The 26,694-nt window shown below is 73.5% G+C and carries 20 protein-coding genes; 12 read left to right on the plus strand and 8 right to left on the minus strand.

Annotated features, from left to right (window positions below; all coding sequences use genetic code 11):
• The first annotated feature begins 22 nt into the window (after positions 1 to 22).
• A complete protein-coding gene (locus tag BGK67_RS21400) occupies positions 23 to 1,126 on the plus strand; it encodes an alpha/beta hydrolase (RefSeq protein ID WP_069921580.1) in 1,104 nt (367 codons plus the stop codon).
• Positions 1,127 to 1,164: 38 nt separating this feature from the next.
• Here BGK67_RS21400 and BGK67_RS21405 read toward each other — a convergent pair whose 3' ends face one another.
• Both BGK67_RS21405 and BGK67_RS21410 read right to left on the minus strand, forming a co-directional pair.
• The gene (locus BGK67_RS21405; protein WP_069921581.1) at positions 1,165 to 2,205 is read right to left on the minus strand and encodes a C40 family peptidase; all 1,041 of its coding nucleotides are present in this window, start codon (positions 2,203 to 2,205) and stop codon (positions 1,165 to 1,167) included.
• Positions 2,206 to 2,333: 128 nt separating this feature from the next.
• A complete protein-coding gene (locus tag BGK67_RS21410; protein WP_069924014.1) occupies positions 2,334 to 2,687 on the minus strand; it encodes a hypothetical protein in 354 nt (117 codons plus the stop codon).
• A gap of 76 nt (positions 2,688 to 2,763) precedes the next feature.
• Between BGK67_RS21410 and BGK67_RS21415 the strand changes: the two genes are divergently transcribed.
• Positions 2,764 to 3,105, plus strand: coding sequence for an ArsR/SmtB family transcription factor (locus BGK67_RS21415; protein WP_069921582.1), 342 nt, complete (start codon positions 2,764 to 2,766; stop codon positions 3,103 to 3,105).
• A 12-nt stretch (positions 3,106 to 3,117) separates the two neighbouring features.
• Positions 3,118 to 5,583 (plus strand): DNA helicase PcrA, encoded by a 2,466-nt coding sequence (gene pcrA, locus BGK67_RS21420; RefSeq protein ID WP_069921583.1) that lies wholly within the window; start codon positions 3,118 to 3,120, stop codon positions 5,581 to 5,583.
• 96 nt (positions 5,584 to 5,679) lie between these two features.
• Here pcrA and BGK67_RS21425 read toward each other — a convergent pair whose 3' ends face one another.
• A complete protein-coding gene (locus tag BGK67_RS21425; protein WP_069921584.1) occupies positions 5,680 to 7,158 on the minus strand; it encodes a M23 family metallopeptidase in 1,479 nt (492 codons plus the stop codon).
• Between the two features lie 260 nt (positions 7,159 to 7,418).
• On the minus strand, positions 7,419 to 8,210 hold the full coding sequence (locus BGK67_RS21430; protein ID WP_069921585.1) for an esterase/lipase family protein: 792 nt from the start codon (positions 8,208 to 8,210) through the stop codon (positions 7,419 to 7,421).
• Positions 8,211 to 8,398: 188 nt separating this feature from the next.
• Between BGK67_RS21430 and BGK67_RS21435 the strand changes: the two genes are divergently transcribed.
• Positions 8,399 to 8,800, plus strand: a complete 402-nt coding sequence (locus BGK67_RS21435; RefSeq protein ID WP_069921586.1) for a coenzyme B12-dependent isobutyryl CoA mutase small subunit — start codon at positions 8,399 to 8,401, stop codon at positions 8,798 to 8,800.
• Between the two features lie 330 nt (positions 8,801 to 9,130).
• Here BGK67_RS21435 and BGK67_RS21440 read toward each other — a convergent pair whose 3' ends face one another.
• Positions 9,131 to 10,711, minus strand: a complete 1,581-nt coding sequence (locus BGK67_RS21440; RefSeq protein ID WP_069921587.1) for a DUF5691 domain-containing protein — start codon at positions 10,709 to 10,711, stop codon at positions 9,131 to 9,133.
• A gap of 262 nt (positions 10,712 to 10,973) precedes the next feature.
• Positions 10,974 to 12,317 (minus strand): SWIM zinc finger family protein, encoded by a 1,344-nt coding sequence (locus BGK67_RS21445; protein ID WP_079154309.1) that lies wholly within the window; start codon positions 12,315 to 12,317, stop codon positions 10,974 to 10,976.
• 134 nt (positions 12,318 to 12,451) lie between these two features.
• Here BGK67_RS21445 and BGK67_RS21450 point away from each other — a divergent pair, with 134 nt between their 5' ends.
• The 5 genes from BGK67_RS21450 to sucD all read left to right on the plus strand — a co-directional run bounded on the left by BGK67_RS21450 (position 12,452) and on the right by sucD (position 19,683).
• Positions 12,452 to 13,558, plus strand: coding sequence for an ATP-binding protein (locus BGK67_RS21450; RefSeq protein WP_069921588.1), 1,107 nt, complete (start codon positions 12,452 to 12,454; stop codon positions 13,556 to 13,558).
• Entirely contained in the window at positions 13,555 to 15,837 is a 2,283-nt protein-coding gene (locus BGK67_RS21455; protein WP_069921589.1) for a DUF5682 family protein, read from the plus strand. The genes BGK67_RS21450 and BGK67_RS21455 overlap by 4 nt, the downstream gene beginning before the upstream one ends.
• Positions 15,838 to 16,144: 307 nt before the next feature.
• Positions 16,145 to 17,314 carry a VWA domain-containing protein gene (locus BGK67_RS21460; RefSeq protein WP_069921590.1) on the plus strand — a complete coding sequence of 390 codons (1,170 nt, stop codon included), beginning with the start codon at positions 16,145 to 16,147 and terminating at the stop codon, positions 17,312 to 17,314.
• 278 nt (positions 17,315 to 17,592) lie between these two features.
• Positions 17,593 to 18,771: an ADP-forming succinate--CoA ligase subunit beta gene (gene sucC, locus BGK67_RS21465; protein ID WP_069921591.1), complete on the plus strand. Its 1,179-nt coding sequence runs from the start codon at positions 17,593 to 17,595 to the stop codon at positions 18,769 to 18,771.
• Between the two features lie 21 nt (positions 18,772 to 18,792).
• Positions 18,793 to 19,683, plus strand: coding sequence for a succinate--CoA ligase subunit alpha (sucD, locus tag BGK67_RS21470; protein ID WP_069921592.1), 891 nt, complete (start codon positions 18,793 to 18,795; stop codon positions 19,681 to 19,683).
• Between the two features lie 85 nt (positions 19,684 to 19,768).
• Here the strand turns inward: sucD and BGK67_RS21475 are convergent, their stop codons facing one another.
• Positions 19,769 to 21,274 carry a helix-turn-helix domain-containing protein gene (locus tag BGK67_RS21475; RefSeq protein ID WP_069921593.1) on the minus strand — a complete coding sequence of 502 codons (1,506 nt, stop codon included), beginning with the start codon at positions 21,272 to 21,274 and terminating at the stop codon, positions 19,769 to 19,771.
• Positions 21,275 to 21,393: 119 nt separating this feature from the next.
• Between BGK67_RS21475 and BGK67_RS21480 the strand changes: the two genes are divergently transcribed.
• On the plus strand, positions 21,394 to 23,370 hold the full coding sequence (locus BGK67_RS21480; protein WP_208948727.1) for a cell division protein PerM: 1,977 nt from the start codon (positions 21,394 to 21,396) through the stop codon (positions 23,368 to 23,370).
• Positions 23,371 to 23,552: 182 nt separating this feature from the next.
• On the opposite strand, the gene BGK67_RS21485 is transcribed toward BGK67_RS21480, so the two are convergent.
• Positions 23,553 to 24,176 carry a hypothetical protein gene (locus BGK67_RS21485; RefSeq protein ID WP_069921595.1) on the minus strand — a complete coding sequence of 208 codons (624 nt, stop codon included), beginning with the start codon at positions 24,174 to 24,176 and terminating at the stop codon, positions 23,553 to 23,555.
• 254 nt (positions 24,177 to 24,430) lie between these two features.
• Here BGK67_RS21485 and purN point away from each other — a divergent pair, with 254 nt between their 5' ends.
• Together purN and purH are read left to right on the plus strand one after the other, a co-directional pair.
• A complete protein-coding gene (gene purN, locus BGK67_RS21490; RefSeq protein WP_069921596.1) occupies positions 24,431 to 25,054 on the plus strand; it encodes a phosphoribosylglycinamide formyltransferase in 624 nt (207 codons plus the stop codon).
• Positions 25,051 to 26,643, plus strand: coding sequence for a bifunctional phosphoribosylaminoimidazolecarboxamide formyltransferase/IMP cyclohydrolase (purH, locus tag BGK67_RS21495; RefSeq protein WP_069921597.1), 1,593 nt, complete (start codon positions 25,051 to 25,053; stop codon positions 26,641 to 26,643). The genes purN and purH overlap by 4 nt, the downstream gene beginning before the upstream one ends.
• Positions 26,644 to 26,694 lie beyond the last annotated feature (51 nt).

Genomic DNA, 26,694 nt, shown 5'->3' on the forward strand with positions numbered 1-26,694 from the left:
TGCGGCCCTCTACGATGCCGTGATGAGCCTGACGGGGACCCCCCTCTTCGCGACGGTGGTCGCCCTGACCGTGATCGCCGTCGTCCTGCCGCTGGCCGTGTGGAGCAAGGTGCGCGGCCCTGCCGTCGTACGCGTGGCCTCGCGCGCCCTGATGGTGGTGTTCGCCCAGGTCACCGCCATCGCGCTGGTGTTCGTCGGGGTCAACCGGGACATGAACTTCTACGCCTCCTGGGGCGACCTGCTCGGCACCGGCACGTACGTCACCGCCGCGCCCGACCTCGGGCCGGACGGACTCGGCGGGAAGAAGGCCGAGGCCGCGCCGAAGGTGAAGCAGGCCTTCGAGCCCGTCGAGGGGCTCGGCGGCCGGGTCCGGAAGACCGAACTCGACGGCAAGATCTCCGGGGTCAAGGGCGACGTCATGGTGTGGCTGCCGCCCCAGTACGACGACCCGGCCTACAAGGACAAGAAGTTCCCCGTGGTCGAGCTGATCCCGGGCATCCCGGGCACGGGCAAGTCCTGGTTCCAGGGGCTCAAGGCGCACGAGGTGCTCGAGCCGCTGATGAAGAGCGGCAAGGTGCAGCCGTTCATCCTGGTCTCGCCGCGCGCCATGCTGCTGGGCAACGCCGACACCGGCTGCGCCAACCTCCCGGGCAAGGTCAACGCCGACAGCTGGTTCAGCGTCGACGTCCGCAAGATGGTCGTCGACAACTTCCGGGTCTCCGAGGAGGCCCGCACCTGGGGCGTGGCGGGCTACTCGGCCGGGGCGTACTGCGCCGCCAAGCTGGCGATCAACCACCCCGACCGCTACAGCGCGGCCGTCTCCCTGTCCGGCTACAACGACCCGGGCCAGGAGCCCTCCTCGCTGGTCGCCCAGGATCCGGAACTGCGCCGTACGCACAACCTGAAGCACGTGCTCCAGTCCGCGCCGACGCCGCCGGCGGTCTCGCTGTGGATGTCGGGGGCGGAGCACGACGGCTACCTGTCCGGCACGGACCTCAAGGCGATCGCGAAGGGCCCGACCACGGTGCACGCCGAGAAGGTGACGGGCGGGCACAACCTCGACTCGTGGTCGAAGCAGCTGCCCCAGACCTTCGACTGGCTGAGCAAGACGGTCAAGGCGCCGTAGCCCTGCCGGGCCGGCTCACGGCTGCGCGAGCGGCGCGGCTAGGCGGGGCGGGAGGCGCCCGCCCAGGGCATCGAGTCGATCGGGGCCATCCGGACCGTCGACCCCGGGCGCGGTGCGTGGATCATCTGGCCGTTTCCGATGTACAGGCCGACGTGGGTGACGCCGGAGTAGAAGAACACCAGGTCGCCGGGGGCCAGCTGGTCGCGGGAGACGCGCCGGCCCGCGTTGATCTGGGTGTAGGTGGTGCGGGGCAGGGAGACCCCGGCCGAGCGCCAGGCCGCCTGGGTGAGGCCCGAGCAGTCGAAGGACCCCGGGCCCGTCGAGCCCCACACGTACGGCTTCCCGATCGCCCCGTGCGCGAAGGCCACGGCCCGGGCGGCGCGCGAACCGTCCGACGGCGGCGGGGGTGCGGACTGCGGGGCTGCCGCGGGGGCGGCGACGCCCGAGCGGGCCTCGTACGCGGCACGCTGCTCGGCGGTCAGCTTCGCCAGCAGCCGCTTGGCGGTGGCCAGCTTGCCCTCGATCTCGGCTTTGCGCCCGGCCAGTTCGTCCCGCTGCGTGCGGAGGTCGGCGAGCCGCCCGGCGGCCTGCTCCCGCAGCTTGCCGACCTCGTCGAGGCGGCGGCGTACGGAGCTGATCCCGGCGGCGTTGCGGTCCCCGGCGCGGGAGATGAAGGAGGCCTGGGAGAGGTACTCCTGCGGGTCGGCCGCCATGGCGAGCTGTACGGCCGTCCCCAGGGAGCCCTGGCGGTACTGGGTGGCGGCGAGGGAGCCGAGGGCGCCGCGGGCGGCGTTGAGCTGGTCGGCCTTGCGGGCGGTCTCGTCGCGCAGGCCGTCCAGCGCCCGCTCGGCCTCGTCGGCCTTCTCCTTCGCCCCGTTGTACCGCTCGGTCGCGGCCTCCGCCTCCTCGTAGAGCCGGTCCACCTGGGCCTCGACCTGTGCGGGCGTGGGGCGGGGGTCGGCCTGGGAAGTGCCTTCGAAGGCGGTGGCGGTGGCAGCGCCCGCGAGGGCGAGAGTTGCGGCGGTCCGTACGGTGCCGCCGGAGAGCGGGCGCTGCCTCGGCTTTCGATGACTGGCCACGAGGGCCTCACGTCCTTCCACGCTCGGTGCTTGGAGGAGGACGCTAGACCCGCAGGTAACGGGCAGATGACGAGATGATCGCAAGTGCCCTGATGCGACCGCGGTTGGCCGCCGCGGACCGAAGTGGATCAGTGCCAGAGGACGGCGATGAAGATATTGACCACCGTCAGCCCGCCCACCGCGCCGAACAGCGCCTTCTCCACCCGCTCCTCGTCGCGCTTGACGTAGACGAGGGCGAGGATCACGAAGAGGACCGCCAGCTTCACGCCGACCTTGACGTTGTTGACGGGGGAGCCGTCCATCTCGTTGAAGCCGACCAGGAGCACGCCGGTGACGAGCATGGTCAGCGCACCGTGCAGCATGGCGGGCGTGAACCGGGCGGTGCCCGCGCCCATCGCCTTCATCTGGGTGAGGAACCCGCCGAGGAGCGAGGCGATCCCGATGATGTGCAGACCGACGAAGACATTGATGAGTACGTCCATGGCGTCGAGCGTACGGGCGGGCTCCCGGGTCCCCGAGGGCTGGGGTGTCCGTTCGGGTTCTGCGTACAGTTGGCGCATGGCCGCCGGAGAACTCCACCACCCCGACGCCGCCCGGATCGAGCTCGTCGAGGTCCTGGCGGCCCTCGGCCACCCCGTGCGGCTGGAGATCGTCCGGACCCTCGCCGGTGCCGAGGCGGAGGTCTTCTGCGGTGCCGTGGCCGCCGGGCTCCCGCGCTCCACCGTCACCCACCACCTGCGCACGCTGCGCGAGGCCGGCGTGATCCGCCAGCGCCCCGACGGCCGCAAACTCTTCCTCACCCTGCGCCGCGAGGACCTGGAGCAGCGCTTTCCGGGACTGCTTGCCCTGGCCGTCGCCGATTTTCCGGGCCCGGGACCGGCTGTCGGTCCCGCCCCCTAGACTCGGAATGCGATGAGCAGCCTCTTTGACGACAGTTTCCTGGCGGACCTCACCCCCTCCGACGAGGTCCCGCCGCCGCCCGAGGACCACGCCGCCCCGGAGCCGGGGACGGACGACCTCTTCGGCGGCCGGTTCGACGTACCCATGACCGGGGACGCGTACTACCGGGACGGCGCCCCCAAGCCCGTCATCGACCCGGCGGCGCTCCTGGACGGGCTGAACGAGGAGCAGCGCGCGGCGGTGGTGCACGCGGGCTCCCCGCTGCTCATCGTCGCCGGCGCCGGCTCCGGCAAGACCCGGGTGCTGACCCACCGCATCGGACACCTGCTGTCCGCGCGGAACGTCCACCCCGGCCAGATCCTGGCGATCACCTTCACCAACAAGGCCGCCGGAGAGATGAAGGAGCGTGTGGAGGGCCTGGTCGGCCCGCGCGCCAACGCCATGTGGGTCTCCACCTTCCACAGCGCGTGCGTGCGCATCCTGCGCCGCGAGTCGAAGCGCCTCGGCTTCACCTCCTCGTTCTCGATCTACGACGCGGCCGACTCGAAGCGCCTGATGGCGCTCGTCTGCCGCGACCTGGACCTGGACCCGAAGAAGTTCCCGCCCAAGGCCTTCAACGCCAAGATCTCCAACCTGAAGAACGAGCTGATCGACGCGGAGGCCTTCGCGGACCAGGCCGTGGACGGTTTCGAGAAGACGCTCGCGCAGGCGTACACGATGTACCAGGGGCGGCTGCGCGAGGCCAACGCGCTCGACTTCGACGACATCATCATGACCACGGTCCACCTCCTCCAGGCGTTCCCGGACGTCGCCGAGCACTACCGGCGCCGCTTCCGGCACGTGCTGGTCGACGAGTACCAGGACACCAACCACGCCCAGTACACGCTGGTGCGCGAACTGGTCGGCACCGGCTATCCGGACCTGCCCCCGGCCGAGCTGTGCGTGGTGGGTGACGCCGACCAGTCGATCTACGCCTTCCGCGGCGCGACCATCCGCAACATCCTCCAGTTCGAAGAGGACTACAAGGACGCCACGACGATCCTGCTCGAGCAGAACTACCGCTCCACGCAGACGATCCTGTCCGCCGCCAACGCGGTCATCGAGCGCAACGAGAACCGCCGCGCCAAGAACCTGTGGACCCAGGCCGGCACGGGCGCGGTCATCACCGGCTACGTCGCGGACACCGAGCACGACGAGGCGCAGTTCGTCGCCGACGAGATCGACCGCCTCACCGACGCCGGTGACGCCAAGGCCGGAGACGTCGCGATCTTCTACCGGACCAACGCGCAGTCGCGTGTGTTCGAGGAGATCTTCATCCGGGTCGGGCTGCCCTACAAGGTCGTCGGCGGCGTCCGCTTCTACGAGCGCAAGGAGGTCCGCGACGTCCTCGCGTACCTGCGCGTCCTCGCCAACCCCGAGGACAACGTCCCGCTCCGCCGGATCCTGAACGTGCCCAAGCGCGGCGTCGGCGAGCGCGCCGAGGCCATGATCGACGCGCTGGCGATGCGCGAGAAGATCACCTTCCCGCAGGCGCTGCGGCGCGTGGACGAGGCCTTCGGCATGGCCGCCCGCTCGACGAACGCGGTGAAGCGCTTCAACGTCCTGATGGAAGAGCTCCGCACGATCGTCGACTCGGGCGCGGGCCCCGCGGTGGTGCTGGAGGCGGTGCTGGAGCGTACGGGCTACCTCGCCGAACTCCAGGCGTCGACCGACCCGCAGGACGAGACGCGGATCGAGAACCTCCAGGAACTGGCGGCGGTGGCGCTGGAGTTCGAGCAGGCGCGGGACGAGGAGACGCCCGGGACGCTGGCCGAGTTCCTGGAGCAGGTCGCCCTGGTGGCCGACTCCGACCAGATCCCCGACGAGGACACCGAGGGCACGGGCGTCATCACGCTCATGACCCTGCACACCGCCAAGGGCCTGGAGTTCCCGGTGGTCTTCCTGACCGGCATGGAGGACGGGGTCTTCCCGCACATGCGGTCGCTGGGCCAGACCAAGGAGCTCGAGGAGGAGCGCCGCCTCGCGTACGTCGGCATCACGCGTGCGCGCGAGCGGCTGTACCTGACCCGGTCCTCGATGCGCAGCGCCTGGGGGACGCCCTCGTACAACCCGCCGTCGCGGTTCCTCGAGGAGATCCCGCCGGAGTACCTGCAGTGGAAGCGCACGGGCGCGGCCCAGAAGCCGGCGGGCCCGATCCGGGGCTCGGGCGGCGGGAAGGCGTCGTTCGGCACCTCGCCGGAGGCGTTCTTGTCCTCCTCGCGCACGAAGTCGGGCCCGTCCGGGTTCGCGACGCGCCGGGCCGCCGACAAGCCGGTGATCGCGCTGGTGGTCGGGGACCGGGTGACGCACGACCAGTTCGGGCTCGGCACCGTCATGGAGGTCAAGGGCGCGGGCGCGGACGCGCAGGCCACCATCGACTTCGGCGACGACAAGCCGAAGCGGCTGCTGCTGCGCTACGCGCCGGTGCAGAAGCTGTAGGCGGGGCTGGGTGGGAGCCGCGGCCGGGGGTGCGGCCGCGGCTGTGGCCTTGGCCGCGGCGGTGGTTGCGGCCGCGGCGTCGGCTGGGGCTGTCGGCTAGGACGGGTCCAGGCCGTGGCTGCGGAGCCACGCCAGGGGGTCGATCGCCGCACCGCCGCCGGGCCGGACCTCGAAGTGCAGGTGCGGTCCGGTGGAGTTGCCGGAGTCGCCGGAGTACGCGATGACGTCGCCGGCCTTGACTTTGCCGCCGCGGATCTTGGTGCTGCTCAAGTGGCAGTACCAGGTCTCGGTGCCGTCGGGGGCCGTCACTATGGCCATGTTCCCGTAGGCGCTGTTGTACTGGGTGCGCACGGTGCCGTCGGTGGCGGCCATGACCGGGGTCCCGTAGCCGACCGGGAAGTCGATGCCGGTGTGCACGGACATCCACATGCCGCCGGACTGGCCGAAGTTGGCGCTGAGGCCGTGCTGTGCGACGGGGATCGCGAACTTGGGGCGGGCCGCCTCCTTGGCCGCGGCCTCCTCCGCCTTCTTCTTCTTCTCCTCCTCCTGGCGCTGGCGCAGGTCGATGCGCTCCTGCGTGCGGCTCGCGCGGTCCGCGAAGTCGCCCGCGTCGGCGCTGAGCGCCGCCAGTTGGGTGTCGAGCTTGGTGTTCGCCGCGACGGGCTTCACCGAGGCCGGGTCGGGCGCGGCCATCGTGGTGGTGTCGTCGGCGGGCTTCTCGGTGCCGCTGAGCCCGCCGACGGAGGCGGCCGCGACACCCGCGACGCCCATCACGCAGGCGGAGGGCACGGCCACGGTCAGCAGGGCGGAACGCTTCGCAGGGGTCCGGCGGCGGTTGCTGCCGCCGGCCTTGGCGCTGCCCTTGGTGCTGCCCTTGGCGGCGGTCCGGCGGGCGGCGCGCGTGACGGAGGGGGAGGTGACGGGCATGGCCTGGGTGGGGAGGTCGTGGACCTCGGGCACCTCGGCCGGCGCCTCATCGGTGACGAGTTCGAAGACGGCGGTTTCGTCGTACGCCTCGCCGAGGCTTTCCTGGGCCGGGATGTGGACTTCGTAGGCGTAGTCCGCGACCGTCTGCGCCGCCTCGTAGGTGTACTCCTGCGCGTACTCCTGCTGCTGCGCGGGCTGGTACTCGTACGAGGTCTCGGGCTGGGCCTGCGTCTCCGTGACGGTGTTCCACGCGGTGGCGTCGTACGCCCCGGTCTCGGTGCCGTAGCCCGGCATCGCCCAGTGCCCGGTCTGCTCGCCGGAGGTGTCGTAGCCGAAGGAGACGGCGGGCTGGTACTCGGCGTAACCGGCGTGGTCCGTGCCCGTCGTGTTCCAGGCGCTCGCCTCCCAGTGACCCGTCGTGGTGTCCGCGGGCTGGCCCTGGGACGGGATCGTGGGCAGGTGGGCGTCCTGGGAATTCCATGCCGTGGTGTCGTACGCGCCGGTCTCATAGGAGCCGTATGCGGCGTAGTTGACCCCCTGGCCCTGCGTTTCATAGGAAACGTAGGTCGAGTCACCAGCGAAAGTGGTGGTAGCAAGGCCGTCATACCCGGGTTCCGGGTACTGGCCCGGCGAGGGGCGGTCGTTCACCAACTTCTCTTTCGCCTCGGCATTGGGGGGCCTGGGTGGCCGGGGAACTCGGGGTTCACCGGAGGAGAGCAGTGGCGTGACTGTACCCGGCGGTTACTGGCAACGACAATCTTCGAAGGGCCTCCATCTCCGTGGAACCGGGCATTCAGCCCTCTTTCGGTCGCGCAAAGACGCACCCTTGGCCTTGAGTTCGAAATTCGTTCGACTTCTCGCCGGTTGTTGTCCAGTGCCGTGGCCGGCAAACCTTCCCGGTCGCAGCACTAGGCGACGGATTCGACCCCGGGGGCGGCAGCCGCGGCCGGCCCGATCCCGTCGAGGACGCGCCGGATGGCCGCGATCACGGTGGGATGGACGGCCAGGGCGAGGTGCCCGATGCCCATGACCTGCACGTTCTCCACGCGTAGATCCGGGTGTTCCAACCGGGCCGTCCCGACCGGTGTCATCACGGCGTCGAACTCGCTCCAGAACGCGACGCATCGCGTGGCGCAGCCGGGCGTGGGCGCGGCCAGCTCGGCCAGCACCTCGGAGCCGGGGCGCATCTGCCGCATGAGGGGGTGCGCGTCCAGGAAGGGGGCGATCTGCGTGCCGGAATGCGGGGTGCCGAGCGTGACGAGGGTCCGGACGCGGGCGTCGCCGCCCAGCCGCTGGACGTAGTACCGGCCGACCAGCCCGCCCAGGCTGTGCCCCACCAGGTCGACCTGCTCCTGTCCTGTGCGATCGCACAGTTCCTCGACGCGGCGGGCGAGATGGCGGGCCGTGACCCGCAGGTCGCGGGTGAGGGGCGAGTAGTTGAACGCCTCCACGTGCCGCAGGCCGTCCGCCACCAGGGCGCGGCGCAGCAGGACGAAGACGGAGCGGTTGTCGGTGAAACCGTGGAGGAGGAGGACGGGCGGGCGTGTCGCGGGCGGAGGGGCGGCGGCCTCGGCGAACTTCTCCTGGCACACCCCGGTGGGGTACAGGAGGAGGTGGCCGCCGAGCACGACCACCTCAAGAGCGCCGGCGCGCAGTGCGGCGCCGGAGGCGGGAATCGACACGGGTATGTACAAGCCCATTGACGGCCTCCCTTCATGCCTCCTCGGGACTGCGGCCGGGACGGCTGCTCCTGGTGCCACCGTGCCGTGCGGCTGTCGGCACGGTGGCTCAATGCTGTCCCACGTGTGATTTCCCCCTCCCGGTCGACCGCGAAACGGCGGCGTGCGCGATGCTGTACTTAACGTTCGTTCACTCGGGAGGCAGTGCGATGGGTGTGACCGGTCCGATCCGTGTGGTGGTGGCGAAGCCGGGTCTCGACGGCCATGACCGCGGCGCGAAGGTGATCGCGCGGGCGCTGCGCGACGCAGGGATGGAGGTCATCTACACGGGCCTCCACCAGACCCCCGAGCAGATCGTGGACACCGCCATCCAGGAGGACGCCGACGCGATCGGCCTGTCGATCCTCTCCGGCGCCCACAACACGCTGTTCGTGCGCGTCCTGGAACTCCTGAAGGAGCGCGACGCGGAGGACATCAAGGTCTTCGGCGGCGGCATCATCCCGGAGGACGACATCGCCCCCCTCAAGGACAAGGGCGTAGCCGAAATCTTCACCCCCGGCGCGACAACGACAGCCATTGTCGACTGGGTCCGCACCAACGTCCGCCAGTAGCCGCCGCCCCGAACCCGCCGCCCGGCCGGGGCGGCGCCCCGCCCTCGGCGCGCGGCCCGCACCCGAATCCGCCCGTGCGTGCCATCGGGCTGCGCCTGCCCTGCGGGCCGCCGCCCGATCCTGCCCGGCCCGCCCTGCGGGCGGTACCCGGCCGTGTCCGGCCGCCCTGCCCTGGGGGCAAGCCGGCCGCACCCGGTAGGGCGGCAGCGGCCATATTCAGCCTCGCCGGAGTTTGAGGCGCGGGCTCCGGGGCGGAGCCCCCAGGGCTTTGGGCCCGGCCGGCCGACGGGGTCCGGGGCGGAGCCCCAGGCTTTGAACCGGACGGGCCGGTCAGGTCGGGGTGAGCTCCGTGAGCATGGCCTCGCGGAGGCGAAGGGTGGCCACGAGCCGCTGAAAGGCCTCGGCCCAGTACGCGGCGGCCCCGCCCGCGGAATCCCCCGGCTCCTCCACCCCGGCGGCCGCCGCCTCCAACCGCCCGGCCTCCGCAGGATCAAGGCAGCGCTCCGCCAGCCCCATCACCCCGCTGAAGCTCCACGGATAACTGCCCGCTTCCCGGGCGGAATCCAGCGCGTCCACCACCGCCCGGCCCAGCGCCCCCGCCCACGGCACCACGCACACCCCGAGCAGCTGGAACGCCTCCGACAGCCCGTGGGCCCGTATGAACTGCGCGACCCACTCCGCCCGTTCCCCGTCCGGCAGCGTCTCCAGCAGCTTGGCGCGCTCCGCGAGCGAGGCGGTGCCCGGGCCCGCCGCGGGCGGCGAGGACGCCGCACCCAGCAGGGCCCGCGACCAACCCGCGTCACGCTGCCGTACCGCCGCCCGGCACCACGCCGCGTGCAACTCCTCCCGCCACGAGTCGCCTTCGGCCACCGGCAGTGCCACTATCTCCGCCGGACCGAGCCCCCCGAACCGCTCCCGCCAGCACGACAGCGGAGCGGACTCCACCAACTGGCCCAGCCACCAGGCGCGTTCGCCCCGACCCGCAGGCGGGTTCCTGACCACCCCGTCCCGCAGCATCCCCGCATCGCACTCCGCGGGCGGATTCACCCCCTCCGGGCCCACGCAGGCCACGGCGCGCTCCGCCATCCGCGTCGCCAGGGCCGAGCCCGGCAGTGCCGACAGCAGCTCGGCGGCGGTCGCCCGGACATTGCGGCTGCGGTCGCCCAGGGCCGCTTCCAGGAACGGCTCGTCCCCCTCCGACAGCCCCACCCGCAGCGAATCGAGGAACATCAGCCGGTCCTCGGCCCGCTCGGTCGCCCAGGTCGTCGCCAGCAGCCGCACCGCGGCCGCCGCCTCGTGGGCCCGTACGGCTCCCAGCAGCGCCACCCGCTCCGCGAACAGCCCTTCCTGCCAGAGCCGCTCCACCCCGGCCCGATCGGTCACGTCCGGCAGTTCCCCGGACCCGCCGGCCCCGCCGCGCAGCGCGAACCGCCAGTCCGGATTGAGCCTCGCCAGCCACAGCCCCCGCGGCCCGGCCAGGGCGAGTGCCTGCGGCCGCAGGTCCGTACGGGCCCGGGCCGCGTCCAACAGGGCCGGGACGAGCGCCGCCGGTGAGCGGTAGCCGTGCCGGCCCGCCGCGGCCAGCCACTGCGGCAGCAGTTCCGTCAGATCCGGTGCCGCCCCGCGCCGCCCGCCGCCGCCCGCTCCCGTACGGCCGGCCAGCAGCTGGGCGAGCCGCTGCCGGGCGGCGGCCGGCGGCGCCGGACGCGGATCCCGGGGTGCCGGAGCCGGGAGCGGGCGCGCCTGCGCGGGCCGCAGCCCGGCCCGGCGCCGCACGGTGTGCACGGCCGCCGCGTCCAGCAGGGCCTCCGGCGAGCCGGCCGGGCCCCCGCCCCGGCGCCGGTCGGTGCCCAGCAGCGCCGCACCGACCAGCTCCTCCCAGTCCCCGTACTGCTCCACGTCCTTGCCCATCGGACCCCTCCCTCGACACTCGTCGTCACTGCCCGCGCTCCGGTCCCGCCCCCTCCGCGGGACCGGAGCAGTCGATGCCCGGTTCAACTGCGCTCAACTGGCGTGGTTGTCGTTCATGCAAGCCCCCCGGCTCTCGTCACCACACGACGGCGCCCCCGCGCCACCGCGTCCCTCCTCACCTCCGCCGCCCCTGCGAGACGGCACAGGTGTCCCCAGGCCCCTACCGATTCCCTTGTGATGTCCCGCTGCGCCCGGCCGCCGGTCAGGCCAGCGGCACCGCCTCGGGTGAGCCCGGCTGCCAGGCGGTCAGGGGGGTGAAGCCGCGGTGGCCGCACTCCCCGAACACCGTCACCGGGCCCCCGCCCGACAACGCGGCCAGCTGCCACAGGCCCCCGCGCGAGCGGCTGCCCGCCCCCGTGACGGGCACCGGCAGAGCGGAGCGGCCCTCCGCGTCCGCCAGCTGCCAGCCCAGCTCCCCCGGTATCGGGATCACCGCACCGAGCACCACCGGCCAGGACTCCAGCCACGGGTCCTCCCGCAGCGCGGCCCCGTACGCCTCCAGGGCGGCCCCCGTGCTCACCCCGACGGGCACCTCCGCGCCCGGCACGGCCGCCGTGGACCTCTCCCCGAGATCCCCCCGCAGCCCCGCCGACCCGGGCCGGAAGCGGACTTCCGCCTCCAGCACCAGCCCCACCGGCAGTGCCAGCCCCGGCGCCCGGCCGGGCGGGCCGAAGTCCAGCACCAGGGCCGGCCGCCCGCTCCCCAGCCCGCGCAGCCATATCCGGCGGGTGGTGAGCCGGCCGTCCGGCGACACCGAGTCGTACTGGGCCAGCACCAGCCAGCGGTCCCGTACGGCCTCCCCCTCCCCGGAGACCGGCAGTCCCACGCGGCCGCGCACGGTCGCGGCCAGCTCTGCGGGCAGTGCCGACACACCCAGCCAGGCCCGGTCCAGCAGGTGCAGCAGCGCCGCCTCCTCCAGCATCCTGGCGGGCCAGCCGGGGCCGCAACTGGGTATCGTCCCCAACTCCCGCACCCGTCCCGCCAGTCCGGGCGCCTGCGCGTCGACCATCCGGGCGGCCGTCTCCTCCCATCCCGCGTAACCCGCCTGCTCCTGCCCGGCGAGACCGCCGCGCAGCAGGTCGGCCAGCCGCTGCTCCAGCTCGGTGACCCCCGCGCCGATCCGCGCCGCCCGCCGCTCGGCCCGCCGCCGCGCCCCCTCCTCGTCCACCGGCCGGCCCGCCGGAGCGGCCGGCCGCGCGGCCTTCGCCGCCCGCTCCGCCAGCCACTGCGCCGCCCATTGCGGCGGCTCGCCCGGCTCGCCCGCCCCCTCCGCGGACCAGAGCAGCAGCAGGCCCAGCGCGTGCTTGCACGGGAACTTCCGGCTCGGGCAGGAGCACTTGTACGCCGGTCCCGCCAGGTCCACGACCGTGCGGTACGGCGTACTGCCGCTGCCCTTGCACAACCCCCATACAGAACCGGAAGCGGAACCTCCGATCTGTGACCACGGCCCCGCCCCGCCGAGTCTGCCTCCCGCCTTGCGTGAGGCATCGTCAGGAGCCAGAGCCAGTACCTGTTCCGCCGTCCAGCGGCCCCCCTGCTCAGTCATGTGAACCACCGTACGGACCGCCACTGACAATCGCCCTGACCTGCAACAACGCGGCGGGCAAGGGGCGTTGTCAGTGGTGTGGTGCACCGTTGGAACAGCAGTCGGAAGCGGCTGCCGAGCATTGGAGGGGGACCATGACCACGCCCGGGAACGACCGCCGGAACCAGGCACTGCGACCGCACGCCGAAGACGCCTTCGCGCACGAACTGAAAGCCCTGGCGGTCGCGGACGACCGGCCCCGCCCGGCCCGCTGGAAGCTCTCCCCGTGGGCCGTGGCCACCTACCTCCTCGGCGGCACCCTCGACGACGGCACGGTCATCACGCCCAAGTACATCGGGCCCCGCCGCATCATCGAAGTAGCCGTCACCACCCTGGCCACCGACCGCGCCCTGCTCCTCCTAGGCGTTCCCGGCACCGCCAAGACCTGGGTCTCCGAACACCTCGCCGCCGCCGTCAGCGGTGACTCCACGCTCCTCGTCCAAGGCACCGCCGGCACCCCCGAGGAGGCCATCCGCTACGGCTGGAACTACGCCCGGCTGCTCGCCCACGGCCCCAGCCGCGAGGCCCTCGTCCCCAGTCCCGTCATGCGGGCCATGGCCGACGGCATGACCGCCCGCGTCGAGGAGCTCACCCGCATCCCCGCCGACGTCCAGGACACCCTCATCACCGTCCTGTCCGAGAAGACCCTCCCGATACCGGAGCTCGGCGAAGAAGTGCAGGCCGTCGGCGGATTCAACCTGATCGCCACCGCCAACGACCGCGACCGCGGGGTCAACGAGCTCTCCAGCGCGCTGCGCCGCCGCTTCAACACCGTCGTCCTGCCGCTGCCCGCCACCGCCGACGCCGAGGTCGACATCGTCGCCCGCCGCGTCGACCAGATGGGCCGCGCCCTCGACCTGCCGGCCGTGCCCGAGGGCCTCGAGGAGATCCGCCGCGTCGTCACCGTCTTCCGCGAGCTGCGCGACGGGGTCACCGGCGACGGCCGGACGAAGGTGAAATCGCCCAGCGGCACCCTGTCCACCGCCGAGGCGATCTCCGTCGTCACCGGCGGCCTGGCCCTCGCCGCCCACTTCGGGGACGGCGTGCTGCGCCCCTCCGACGTGGCCGCCGGGATCCTCGGAGCCGTCGTCCGCGACCCGGCCGCCGACCGGGTGGTCTGGCAGGAGTACCTGGAGACCGTGGTCCGCGAGCGGGAAGGCTGGAAGGACTTCTACCGGGCCTGCCGGGAGGTGACGGCATGAGCCCGCTGCTGCTGGGCGTCCGGCACCACGGGCCCGGCTCGGCCCGCGCCGTGCGCGCCGCACTCGACGCGGCGAAGCCGGCGGCCGTGCTCATCGAGGGGCCGCCCGAGGGGGACGCGCTGCTGGCCCTTGCCGCGGATCCCGGGATGCGGCCGCCCGTGGCGCTGCTCGCACACGCCGCGGACGATCCGGGCCGCGCCGCGTTCTGGCCGCTGGCCGGCTTCTCCCCGGAGTGGATCGCGATCCGCTGGGCACAGGAGGCGGGCGTACCGGTGCGGTTCATGGACCTCCCGGCCGCCCACACCCTGGCCCGCCGGGAGGACGGGGACGGCGAGGATTCCGACTCCGTACGGGTGGACCCCCTCGCGGTGCTGGCCGAGACCGCCGGGTACGACGATCCCGAGCGCTGGTGGGAGGACGTGGTCGAACACCGGGGCACCGGAGCCGTGCCGGACCCGGCGGCCGCGTTCGAGGCGCTCGGGGAGGCCATGGGGGCCCTGCGCGAGGCGTACGGCGACGGCGGCCAGGCCCGCGACCTCGTGCGCGAGGCCTACATGCGGCAGCGGATGCGGGCCGCCCGCAAGGAGTTCGGCGACGCGTACGCCGTGGTGTGCGGAGCCTGGCACGTCCCGGCGCTGCGGGCCGGAACCACCGCGGCCGCCGACAAGGCGCTGCTCACCGGCCTGCCGAAGGTCAAGGTGGAGACCACCTGGGTGCCCTGGACCCACCGCAGGCTCGCCCGGGCCGGCGGCTACGGCGCGGGGATCACCTCGCCCGGCTGGTACGCCCACCTCTTCGCGGCCCGGGACCGGCCCGTGGAGCGGTGGCTGACCAGGGTCGCCGGGCTGCTCCGGGAGGAGGGCCGGCAGGTCTCCCCGGCGCACGTCATCGAAGCGGTCCGGTTGGCCGAGACGCTGGCCGCGATGCGCGGAAGGCCCCTGTCCGGGCTGACGGAGACCCTGGAGGCGGTCCGGGCGGTGATGTGCGACGGATCCGAGGTGCCGCTCGCGCTGATCGAGGACCGGCTCGTCGTCGGGGACGTGCTCGGGGAGGTCCCGGACACGGCGCCCGTCGTACCCCTCCAGCGCGACCTCACCCGCCGGCAGCGCTCGCTGCGGCTCAAGCCCGAGGCGCAGGACCGCGAGCTGGAACTCGACCTGCGCAAGGAGACGGACGCGGCGAAGTCGCTGCTGCTGCACCGGCTGCGGCTGCTCGGCATCGACTGGGGCATACCGGCGGCATCCCGGGGCAGCACCGGGACCTTCCGGGAGACCTGGCGGCTGCGTTGGGAGCCGGAGCTGTCGGTGCGGGTCGCCGAGGCCGGGATCTGGGGCACCACCGTCCTCGCGGCGGCCACCGCCAAGGCGGAGGCGGACGCGGCCGGGGCCGCGGAACTGGGCGAGGTCACCGCGCTGGCCGAGCGGTGCCTGCTCGCCGGGCTGTCCGAGGCGCTGCCCGCCGTCCTGCGGGCGCTCGCGGACCGGGCCGCGCTGGACACCGACGTGGCACGGCTCGCCAAGGCCCTGCCCGCGCTGGCCCGTTCGCTGCGGTACGGGGACGTCCGCGGCACCGACGCGGCCGCCCTGGGCACGGTGGCGGCCGGGCTCGCCGAGCGGATATGCGTGGCGCTGCCGCCCGCCTGCGCCGCCGGGCTCGACGCCGACGCGGCGGCGGAGCTGCGCGGCCATGTGGACGGGGTGCACGGGGCGGTCGGGCTGCTGGCGGACACGGACGAGGGGCTGCGCGAGCGCTGGTCGGCCGTGCTGAGCACGCTGGCCGGCCGGGAGGCCGTGCCCGGCCTGATCCGCGGCCGCGCGGTCCGGCTGCTGCTCGACGACGGTCGGCTGCAGGCGGAGGAGACGGCCCGGCTGATGGGGCTCGCCCTGTCGCCGGCGGGCGAGCCGGCCGACGCGGCGGGCTGGATCGAGGGCTTCGCGGGCGGAAGTTCGGGCGGCGGGACCTTGCTGGTCCACGACGAGCGGCTGCTGGGCCTGATCGACAGCTGGCTGACGGGGGCGTCGGAGCGGGCGTTCACCGACGTACTGCCGCTGCTGCGGCGCACGTTCGGGGCGTACGAGCCGGGGGTGAATCGGACCTTGGGCGAGCTGGTCCGCCGGGGGCCGGGTGGCTCCGCCGGGTCGGCTCGGGCGGGTGCGGGGGCCGAGGGCTTCGGCCCGGAGCTGGACGAGGTGCGCGCGGATGCGGTGGTGGAGCTGGTCCGGATGCTGCTTTCGCCTGTCGGCGGGGGGGGGGGGGGGGGGGGGGGGGGGGTGGCGTGAGGGGGCGGGCCGGGGGGCCGGGCGCGGCGCCGCTGCGGGGGCGCTGCCCCCGGGCCCCCGCGCCTCAAACGCCGGGGGGGCTCAAAGATCGGGGCTCCGCCCCGGGCGCCGCGCCTCAATCGTCGGCGGGGGTGAAAGGGCGGGGCTTCGCCCCGGGCGCCGCGCCTCAATCGTCGGCGGGGTTGAAAGGTCGGGGCTTCGCCCCGGGCGCCGCGCCTCAAACGTCGGCGGGGTTGAAAGGTCGGGCTCAGGCCCCGGGCCGTTGTGGGGGATTCGAGTGGTGGAGGGGGACCGGGCGGTGAGCGGTATGGATGCGGCGGGTGCTGTGGATCGGGCCGGAAGTGAGCGGTTGCGGCGGTGGCGGATGGTGCTTGGCGGGGGAGAGGGGGACGGTACGGGCTGTGTGCTGGGCGGGCGGGACGCGGCCATGGACGCCGCGCTCGGCGCGCTGTACGGAGGGGACGGCGCGGGCGGCTCGCGGAAGGGGGCGGGGGCGCGCTCCGCCGGGCTCGGCGGGTCCGCGCCGAACGTCGCGCGCTGGCTCGGGGACATCCGTACGTACTTCCCGAGCTCCGTCGTCCAGGTCATGCAGCGCGACGCCATCGAGCGGCTCGGGCTGTCCGCGCTGCTGCTGGAGCCGGAGATGCTGGAGGCCGTAGAGCCGGACGTGCACCTGGTCGGCACCCTGCTCTCCTTGAACAAGGCGATGCCCGACACCACGAAGGAGACGGCCCGGGCCGTGGTCCGCAAGGTGGTCGAGCAGTTGGAGAAGCGGCTCGCGACCCGCACCCGGGCCACGCTCACCGGCGCGCTCGACCGTTCCGCCCGGATCAGCCGGCCCCGCCACCACGACATCGACTGGAACCGCACGATCCGGGCCAATCTGAAGAACTACCTGCCCGAGTACCGCACGGTCGTCCCCGAACGGCTCATCGGCTACGGCCGGGCGGCGCAATCGGTGAAGAAGGAGGTGATCCTCTGCATCGACCAGTCGGGTTCGATGGCGGCCTCCGTCGTCTACGCCTCCGTCTTCGGCGCCGTGCTCGCCTCCATGCGCTCGATCGCCACCCGCCTCGTCGTCTTCGACACCGCCGTCGCCGACCTGACCGACCAGCTCGACGATCCGGTGGACGTGCTCTTCGGCACCCAGCTCGGCGGCGGCACCGACATCAACCGCGCGCTCGCCTACTGCCAGTCCAAGATCACCCGGCCCGCCGACACCGTAGTGGTCCTGATCAGTGATCTCTACGAGGGCGGCATACGCAACGAGATGCTGGGGCGGGTCGCCGCGATGAAGGCCTCCGGGGTGGAGTTCGTGACCCTGCTCGCCCTGTCCGACGAGGGCGCCCCGGCCTACGACCGGGAGCACGCCGCCGCCCTGGCCGCCCTCGGCGCACCGGCCTTCGCCTGCACTCCCGACCTGTTCCCAGAGGTGATGGCCGCGGCCCTGGAGAAGCGTCCCCTGCCCGCGCCCTGAGGGCGCCCGGAGTCCCGTGGGGAATGGGCCGATCGCACGAAGTTCCAGCTCAACCGTGAGGCGATCTGTGACAGGTATCACCGCTCAGGTGTGATCTGTGATTTAGGGACCTACGGCCCACGGGGATAACCTGCGGGACGGACATGCCGCGTCCACGGTCACCGTGTGCGCCTTCCTTGTGACAGCGCCGTCACGTTGCCCTCCGCGGCACGCCCACGCAGATAGCAGACAACCGCGAATCACTGCGAATCTTTAAAAAAGACAAGGGACGGACGCGCGTGGACCTGTTCGAGTACCAGGCGAGGGACCTCTTCGCCAAGCACGGTGTACCGGTGCTGGCCGGTGAAGTCATCGACACGCCTGAGGCGGCTCGCGAGGCCACCGAGCGGCTGGGCGGCAAGTCGGTCGTCAAGGCGCAGGTGAAGGTCGGCGGCCGCGGCAAGGCCGGCGGCGTGAAGCTGGCCGCCACCCCGGACGAGGCCGTCGCCCGGGCCACGGACATCCTCGGCATGGACATCAAGGGCCACACGGTCCACAAGGTGATGATCGCCGAGACTGCTCCCGAGATCCTCGAGGAGTACTACGTCTCGTACCTCCTCGACCGGACCAACCGCACCTTCCTCGCCATGGCGTCGGTCGCGGGCGGCATGGACATCGAGCAGGTCGCCGAGGAGACCCCGGAGAAGCTCGCCAAGGTCCCGGTGAACGCCAACGAGGGCGTGAGCATCGACAAGGCCCGCGAGATCGTCGCCCTGGCGAAGTTCCCGGCCGAGGTCGCCGAGAAGGTCGCCGAGGTCCTCGTGACCCTGTGGGACACCTTCATCGCCGAGGACGCGCTCCTCGTCGAGGTCAACCCGCTCGCGAAGGTCGCCTCCGGCGACGTCATCGCGCTCGACGGCAAGGTCTCGCTCGACGAGAACGCCGAGTTCCGCCAGCCGGGCCACGAGGAGTTCGTGGACCACGCGGCCGCGAACCCGCTCGAGGCCGCCGCCAAGGCGAAGAACCTCAACTACGTCAAGCTCGACGGTGAGGTCGGCATCATCGGCAACGGCGCGGGTCTCGTCATGAGCACCCTCGACGTCGTCGCCTACGCCGGCGAGAACCACGGCGGCGTCAAGCCCGCCAACTTCCTGGACATCGGCGGTGGCGCCTCCGCCGCCGTCATGGCCAACGGTCTCGAGATCATCCTCGGTGACCCGGACGTCAAGTCCGTCTTCGTCAACGTCTTCGGTGGCATCACCGCCTGCGACGAGGTCGCCAACGGCATCGTCCAGGCGCTGCAGCTGCTCGAGGACAAGGGCGAGGCGGTCACCAAGCCGCTGGTCGTCCGTCTCGACGGCAACAACGCCGAGCTGGGTCGCAAGATCCTCTCGGACGCCAACCACCCGCTGGTCCAGCGCGTGGACACCATGGACGGCGCGGCCGACAAGGCCGCCGAGCTCGCGGCTGCGAAGTAAGGGCAGAGGTCACAGACTCACATGGCTATCTTCCTCAACAAGGACAGCAAGGTCATCGTCCAGGGCATGACCGGTGCCACGGGCATGAAGCACACCAAGCTGATGCTGGCTGACGGCACCAACATCGTCGGCGGCGTGAACCCGCGCAAGGCCGGCACCACCGTCGACTTCGACGGCACCGAGGTCCCCGTCTTCGGGTCCGTCGCCGAGGCGATGGAGAAGACGGGCGCCAACGTCTCCGTCCTCTTCGTCCCGCCGGCCTTCGCCAAGGCCGCCGTCGTCGAGGCCATCGACGCCGAGATCCCGCTGGCCGTCGTCATCACCGAGGGCATCGCGGTGCACGACTCCGCCGCCTTCTGGGCGTACGCGACCGCCAAGGGCAACAAGACCCGGATCATCGGCCCGAACTGCCCGGGTCTGATCACCCCCGGCCAGTCCAACGCCGGCATCATCCCGGGCGACATCACCAAGCCCGGCAAGATCGGTCTCGTGTCCAAGTCCGGCACGCTGACCTACCAGATGATGTACGAGCTCCGTGACATCGGCTTCACCTCCGCCGTCGGCATCGGTGGCGACCCGGTCATCGGCACCACGCACATCGACGCCCTGGAGGCCTTCGAGGCCGACCCGGAGACCGAGCTCATCGTCATGATCGGCGAGATCGGCGGCGACGCCGAGGAGCGTGCGGCGGACTTCATCGCGAAGCACGTCACCAAGCCGGTCGTCGGCTACGTCGCGGGCTTCACCGCCCCCGAGGGCAAGACCATGGGCCACGCGGGCGCCATCGTCTCCGGCTCCTCCGGCACCGCGCAGGCCAAGAAGGAGGCCCTCGAGGCCGCCGGCGTGAAGGTCGGCAAGACGCCGACCGAGACCGCCCAGCTGGCGCGCGAGATCCTGAACGCCGCTCAGTAAGCACGCGTGCGTACAAGGGCGTGGCCCGCACCCCTCGGGGTGCGGGCCACGCCCTTTCGCGTCTCATGCGCCGTGCGTCCGCCGGTCAGTCGATCCTCGGGGCGATCCGGGCGGGCCCGGCCGCCGGGTCGGCGCGGAGCTTGTCGTGGAGCAGCCGGCTCTGCTCGGTGAGCTGCGGGGGGCCGCTGAGCGGGGGTACGCCGGAGACGCTCTCGCCGGGCGCCCGCGGGGGCTCGTAGTGGGTGGGCGCGGTCGCGGCCGTGTAGGCGGTCGCGGCGGCGATCACCGCGGTGAGGCTGAGCGTCGCGCGGGTCCACTGCCGGGTGCGGCGCTCGCCGTGGCCGCGTACGTCCGCCGCCGGGCGCGGTTCGAGCTCCACGGCCGGCCGCAGCGCGTCGAACAGGTCGCGCAGCAGCGCGGACTGCTTCTCGGGCGGTACGCCGGCCAGTTCCGGGATCCGGTCGGCGAGGTCGGCGTGCGCGTGGAGGAGGCGGTTCCCGGTCGCGGGGGTGCTGGCCTCGGTCTCGGCGGCGGTGTCGGGGAGGTCCAGGCCGACGCCGTCGTAGAGCAGGACCGTACGGCGGTGGACGGTCGGCAGGGCGAGCATCGCGTCGAGGAGGATCCGGTCTACGGGCTCGGTGGGGGGCTTGTCCGGGTGGCGGTGGGCGCGCCGGAAGCGGTGCCAGGGGGAGAGGGCGTACTCGTACGCGGCCGCGCGCACCCAGCCCTCCGGGTCCGGGTCGGCGGCCACCTCCGGCCACTGGGCCCAGGCCTGGCGGAACGCCCGCTCCACCGATTCCAGGGCGAGTCGGCGGCGGCCCGTGAGCAGGTAGGTCTGGCGGGCGAGGTCGGGGGCGGCACGGGCGTACAGGGCGTCGAAGGCCTCGGCCGGGCGCCGGGGCGGTGCCATGGCGGGGGGCTCGGCTTCGGGCTCGGGTTCGGGTTCGGGTTCGGCCGTTCCGGTGGATTCTTCGGGCTCCGCCACCGCGGTGGACCCGTCCGGGGCGGCCGTTCGCGCGGCCTCGGCCGGGGCGGGGGTCCGCGTTGGCTCGGCCGGGGCGGGCGTCCGCGTGGTCTCCGCCGGGGTGGCGGTTTGCGCGGGCTCGGCCGGGGTGGCCGTTCGCGTTGGCTCGGCCGGGGTGGCGGTTTGCGCGGGCTGGGCCGGGGCGGCCGTTCGCGTTGGCTCGGCCGGGTTGGGCATGGCGGTCGGCTCCGCCGGGGCCGCCGTTCCTGACGGGGCGGCAGCCTGGCCTTCCCCGGGGGCTGTCGCGTTCGCCAAACGGGCGGGTTCGGGCGCGGTGGCGTCGGCGGTCGCCGTCCCGCCCGCGGTTCCGCCCGCGGCCGCGGTCACCGGCTCGGCGGCGGCCTTCGCGGCGTGCGGGGCCTCCGGCGGCGTCGCGAGGCCGACCAGGAAATTCGCGTACAGCTCGCGCTTTCGGCCCCGGGGGTGGGTGCGGCCCGATTCCCAGGATCGGACCGTGCTCGTGGTGACGCCCAGGGCCTTCGCGACCTGGTCGGGCGTCAGCTCCGCGGCCTCGCGCAGTCTTCGGCGCTCTTTCGGTGCGGGCAGCCCCTCGACGCGTTGTGTCATGCCACACTCCCCGCGACCCGACAGCCCTGGGCGAAAAAGTACATAAGCGTATATTGGGCGACACCACGGGCATTCGCCTGTTACCCGCTCATAGCGCGTGTCGTTGGCACCATGGCGGGGTGACCCAAGTGACCGAACGCGGGACCCCGTTGTCCGTGGCCCCGCGAGCCGTCGGGCGGCGCCGCTCCCCGGCGGCCGCCGCATGCGTGGTGGGCGGCGCCGTGGCGGCCGGACTCGGCCTCGGCTTCCTCGCCGTGCTCGTCATCGTGCTGTGGATCAGCTCCCCCTATCCCGACAGCGGCCCCGGCGGGGCCCTGCACCTCGCCGCCGGGCTGTGGCTGCTCGCCCACGGGACGGAGCTGGTGCGGTACGAGACCCTGTCCGGCGTGCCGGCGCCCGTCGGCGTGACCCCGCTGCTGCTCGTCGCGCTGCCCGTGCTGCTCCTGCGGCGGGCGGCCCGGCTGGGCAGCGCCTCCGAGGAGGAGGGGGAGGAGGTGCTGCCGGCCGGCGCCGTCTTCTCGGCGGTGCTCTGCGGCTATCTGGCCGTCGGGGCGCTGGCCACGGTGTACGCGGCGGGCGGGCCCATGCCGGCCGATCCGATCAGCGCGGCGTGGCACGTCCCGCTGGTCGCCGTGCTCGCCGCCGCGGGCGGGGTGTGGGCGGTACGGGGGCGGCCGCTCGGGCCGGTGCCGGACTGGATGCCGGCGGGCGTACGGCGGGCAGTCGCGCGCCCTCGTTACGCGCTGGCGCTGCGGGCCGGGGCGGGTGGGGCGCTCGTCCTCCTGGGCGGTGGGGCGCTGCTCGTCGGCGGCTCGCTCGCGTGGCACGGCGCGGAGGTGCAGGGGTCCTTCCTGTCGCTGACCGGGGTGTGGTCGGGGCGGTTCGCGGTGCTGCTGCTCGCGGTCGCGCTGGTCCCGAACGCCATGGTGTGGGGGGCGGCCTATGCCCTCGGGCCCGGGTTCGCCCTCGGCGCCGGGGTGAGCGCCACCCCGCTCGGGTTCACGGGCTCGCCCGCGCTGCCGCGGTTCCCGCTGCTGGCGGCGCTCCCGCCCGAGGGGCCGGGGACTCCGCTGACCTGGGCGGTGGCGGGGGTGCCGTTCGTGGCCGGGCTGGCGGTGGGCTGGTTCGCGGTGCGCCGGGCGCGGGAGGTCTCGTACGGGGAGACCGCGCTGACGGCGGCGCTGGGCGCGCTGGTGTGCGGGCTGCTCATGGCCGGGCTGGCGGCGGCTTCGGCGGGGCCGATGGGGTCGCGGGCGCTGGCCGAGTTCGGGCCGGTGTGGTGGGCCACGGGGGCTGCGGCCTTCGCGTGGACGCTGGCGCCGGGCGTGCCGGTGGCTGTCGCGGTGCATGCGTGGCGGAACCGGCCGGCCTTCGCGGTGGACGACGGCTGGCACGACAGCGGCGTACGGGAGCTCCGCTGGGCGGCGCTGCGCGATGCGGCGGGCCGCCTGGTCCCGGACCTCGACCCCGAGACCCCGCCCGGCCCTGCGGCCCCGCCCGAAGCGCGGCCCCCGGCCCCGGGCCGCACTCCGGCCCCGTCCCGGCCTCCGGTCTCCGCCCCGGCCCGAACTCCGGCCCCGTCCCCGGCCCCCGAGTCGGCCCAACCCGAGTCCCAGGCCCAGGCCGCGGCCCGACCTCCGGCCCATGCTTCGGTCCTGGCCCCGTCCCCGGCCCCCGAGTCGGCCCAACCCGAGTCCCAGGCCCAGGCCGCGGCCCGACCTCCGGCCCATGCTTCGGTCCTGGCCCCGTTCCCGGCTCCCGCGTCCGCCCGGCCCGAAGCCCGGCTTCCGGCCGCGGGCCCAACTCCGGCCCCTGCCCGGGCTCCGGGCCCGGACGGTACCGCGGTCCCGGCCCCCGCATCGGCCCAGCCCACGGGCCGCCCGGCTGCGGCCCCGTTCCCGGACCCGGCATGGGCTCCGGGCCAGGGCGCGGCCTCGGGTCCCGCGCAGGCCGCTGCCCCGGCCCCGCCGCGGCGGCCCCGGAAGGTGGCCGTCATGCCGGGCCTCCGCCTGGACCTGCTGCCGCCGAAGCCGTCCGTTCCGCCGCTGGAGGTGGCGGGCACCCGAGTCCTCCCCCGCCGCAAGCCCCCGGCCTAAGCCGCAATCGCCGACGAGGCCGAAGCACCGCCGGCGGCTCCGGTGCCGGGGGCTCCGCCCCCGGCACCCCCGCGCCTCAAGCGCCGGCGGCACTGGGATGGCGCGCCGCCCGCGGCTCGCCGTCGCAGGCGGATCCGCGAGGCGCGGACCTCACCGCAGGCGCACGGCTTCGCCGGGCAGTACTACTGGCGGACCTTCAGGACGTCGCCCAGGACGTTGTCCGGGAGGAGGGAGTTGCACTGGAGTTCCGCCGTGTTCGTCAGGGCGTCGTCTCGGCAGACGTAGAAGTCCTTGTACGCCAGCTGCACCGCGTACGAGCCCAGGGCCAGCAAGATCGCCAGTGAGGCCGTGACCAGGCCGCTCACCGCCGCCGTGCGCTGGGGGCGGGCCGCCTCGCCCAGGGCCGCCAGGCCGCCGCCGGGCGCGGCCGGCGCCGACGGGCCCTGCGCGGCGCCGGGCGTGGAGTCCGGCTTCGCCGGGCGGCCGCGGAGTGCGCTGATGCCCCAGTACAGGGCGAGCGCCCCCAGCAGCAGCCCCACCGAGGGGATCCCGAAGATCCCGAAGAAGAAGCCCCACATGCCGGCCAGCAGCGCGTAGCGGGCGCGGCGCTGGATCGGGTCGGTCGGGTCCCAGCGTGCCGGGCCGCCCCGGCCGCCGCCCTCCGGGTCCTGCCGGCCGTCGCCGCCGTTGCCGGGGCCGTCGCCGCCACCGCGGCGCGGCTGCCACGGCTGGTCGGGCCGGCCTTCCGGGGGAGCCGCGAAGGGGTTGTCGTCGGTGGGGGAGTCGGGCTGGCGGCGGTCCGGCATCGGGTGTGTTTCTTCCCCTGTGTCATGGACGTCAGGGCGACGTCGCGGCGGAGGCCAGGTGGGTGAGGCCTGTTTGCGGCTTGTACGCCAGACGCTACCGCCCGGCCGTCACCCCGTCCCTCGGGGGCCGCCCGGTGTGCCGGTATCGTTGCAGGCGGTCGGTGGCTTCGTATGGTTCCCCGTATATCGGTACCCCGAAGTTTCGTATGACCACACAAAGACGAACACCGCATTCCCGTGAGAAAGGGCCTCCCATGGCCGCCTCCCGCCTGGTCGTGCTGGTTTCCGGTTCCGGCACCAACCTCCAGGCCCTGCTCGACGCCATCGACGCCCACCCCGGCGGAGCCGAGGGCTTCGGCGCCGAAGTCGTCGCCGTGGGGGCCGACCGCGAGAACATCGCCGGTCTGGAGCGGGCCGAGAAGGTCGGGATCCCCACCTTCGTCTGCCCGGTCAAGGCGTACGGCAGCCGTGAGGAGTGGGACACCGCCCTCACCGACGCGACCGGGGCCCACGCTCCGGACCTCGTCGTGTCCGCCGGTTTCATGAAGATCGTGGGCAAGGCGTTCATCGACCGCTTCGGCGGCCGGTTCATCAACACCCACCCCGCCCTCCTCCCCGCCTTCCCCGGCGCCCACGGCGTACGGGACGCGCTCGCCTACGGCGCGAAGGTCACCGGCTGCACGGTCCACTTCGTGGACTCCGGCGTGGACACCGGACCGATCATCGCCCAGGGTGTCGTCGAGATCCGGGACGAGGACGACGAAGCCGCTCTCCATGAGCGCATCAAGGAAGTCGAGCGCCAGCTGCTCGTCGACGTCGTGGGGCGCCTGGCCCGGCACGGCTACCGCATTGAGGGACGAAAGGTAACAATCCAGTGACCGCCGTAGAGACCGCACAGAGCAACGACCCGACCACCACCCAGCGGCCGATCCGGCGTGCGCTCGTCAGTGTCTACGACAAGACGGGACTGGAGGAGCTGGCCCGCGGACTGCACGAGGCGGGCGTCGCGCTCGTCTCCACCGGCTCCACCGCCTCGAAGATCGCCGCGGCCGGGGTGCCCGTCACCAAGGTCGAGGAGCTCACCGGCTTCCCCGAGTGCCTCGACGGCCGCGTCAAGACGCTGCACCCGCGCGTGCACGCCGGCATCCTCGCCGACCTGCGCCTGGAGGACCACCGCAACCAGCTCGCCGAGCTGGGCGTGGAGCCCTTCGACCTGGTGATCGTCAACCTCTACCCCTTCCTGGCCACCGTCCAGTCGGGCGCCACCCCGGACGAGTGCGTCGAGCAGATCGACATCGGCGGCCCGTCGATGGTCCGCGCCGCCGCCAAGAACCACCCGTCGGTCGCCGTCGTCACCAGCCCGGCCCGCTACGCCGACGTGATCGCCGCCGCCCAGGGCGGGGGCTTCGACCTCACCGCCCGCAAGCGGCTGGCCGCCGAGGCCTTCCAGCACACCGCCGCCTACGACGTGGCCGTCGCTTCCTGGTTCACGAACGCGTACGCGCCGGAGCCGCAGGCCGTGCTGCCCGAGTTCCTGGCCGGCGCCTGGGAGCGCAAGTCGACCCTGCGCTACGGCGAGAACCCGCACCAGGCCGCCGCGCTCTACACGGACGGGCAGCCGGGCGGGCTCGCCAACGCCGAGCAGCTGCACGGCAAGGAGATGTCCTTCAACAACTACGTGGACACCGAGGCCGCCCGCCGGGCCGCCTACGACCACGAAGAGCCCTGTGTCGCGATCATCAAGCACGCCAACCCGTGCGGCATCGCCGTGGACACGGACGTCGCCGCCGCCCACCGCAAGGCGCACGCCTGTGACCCGCTGTCGGCCTTCGGCGGTGTCATCGCCGTGAACCGTCCGGTGACCGTCGCCCTCGCCGAGCAGGTCGCCGAGATCTTCACCGAGGTCATCGCGGCCCCCGGCTACGAGGACGGCGCCGTCGAGATCCTCGCCAGGAAGAAGAACATCCGCGTCCTGAAGGTCGAGGGCACCCCGCACCAGCCGGGCGACCTCAAGCCGATCTCCGGCGGCGCACTGCTCCAGCAGTCGGACCTCTTCCAGGCGGCGGGCGACGACCCGGCCAACTGGACCCTGGCCACCGGCGACGCCCTCTCCGCCGAGGAGCTCGCCGAGCTCGCCTTCGCGTGGAAGGCCTGCCGGGCCGTCAAGTCCAACGCCATCCTGCTGGCCAAGGACGGCGCCTCCGTCGGCGTCGGCATGGGCCAGGTCAACCGCGTCGACTCGGCGAAGCTCGCCGTCGAGCGGGCGGGCGCCGAGCGCGCGCAGGGCTCGTACGCCGCCTCCGACGCCTTCTTCCCCTTCCCGGACGGGCTGGAGATCCTCACGGCCGCCGGTATCAAGGCCGTGGTCCAGCCGGGCGGTTCGGTCCGCGACGAGCAGGTCGTCGAGGCCGCCGCGAAGGCCGGCGTGACGATGTACTTCACCGGCACCCGGCACTTCTTCCACTGATCCGCACGGACCCGTGAAACGGCGAAGGCCGCGACCCGCACTGCGGGTCGC

It is taken from the genome of Streptomyces subrutilus (assembly GCF_001746425.1).
Lineage (GTDB): Bacteria > Actinomycetota > Actinomycetes > Streptomycetales > Streptomycetaceae > Streptomyces > Streptomyces subrutilus_A.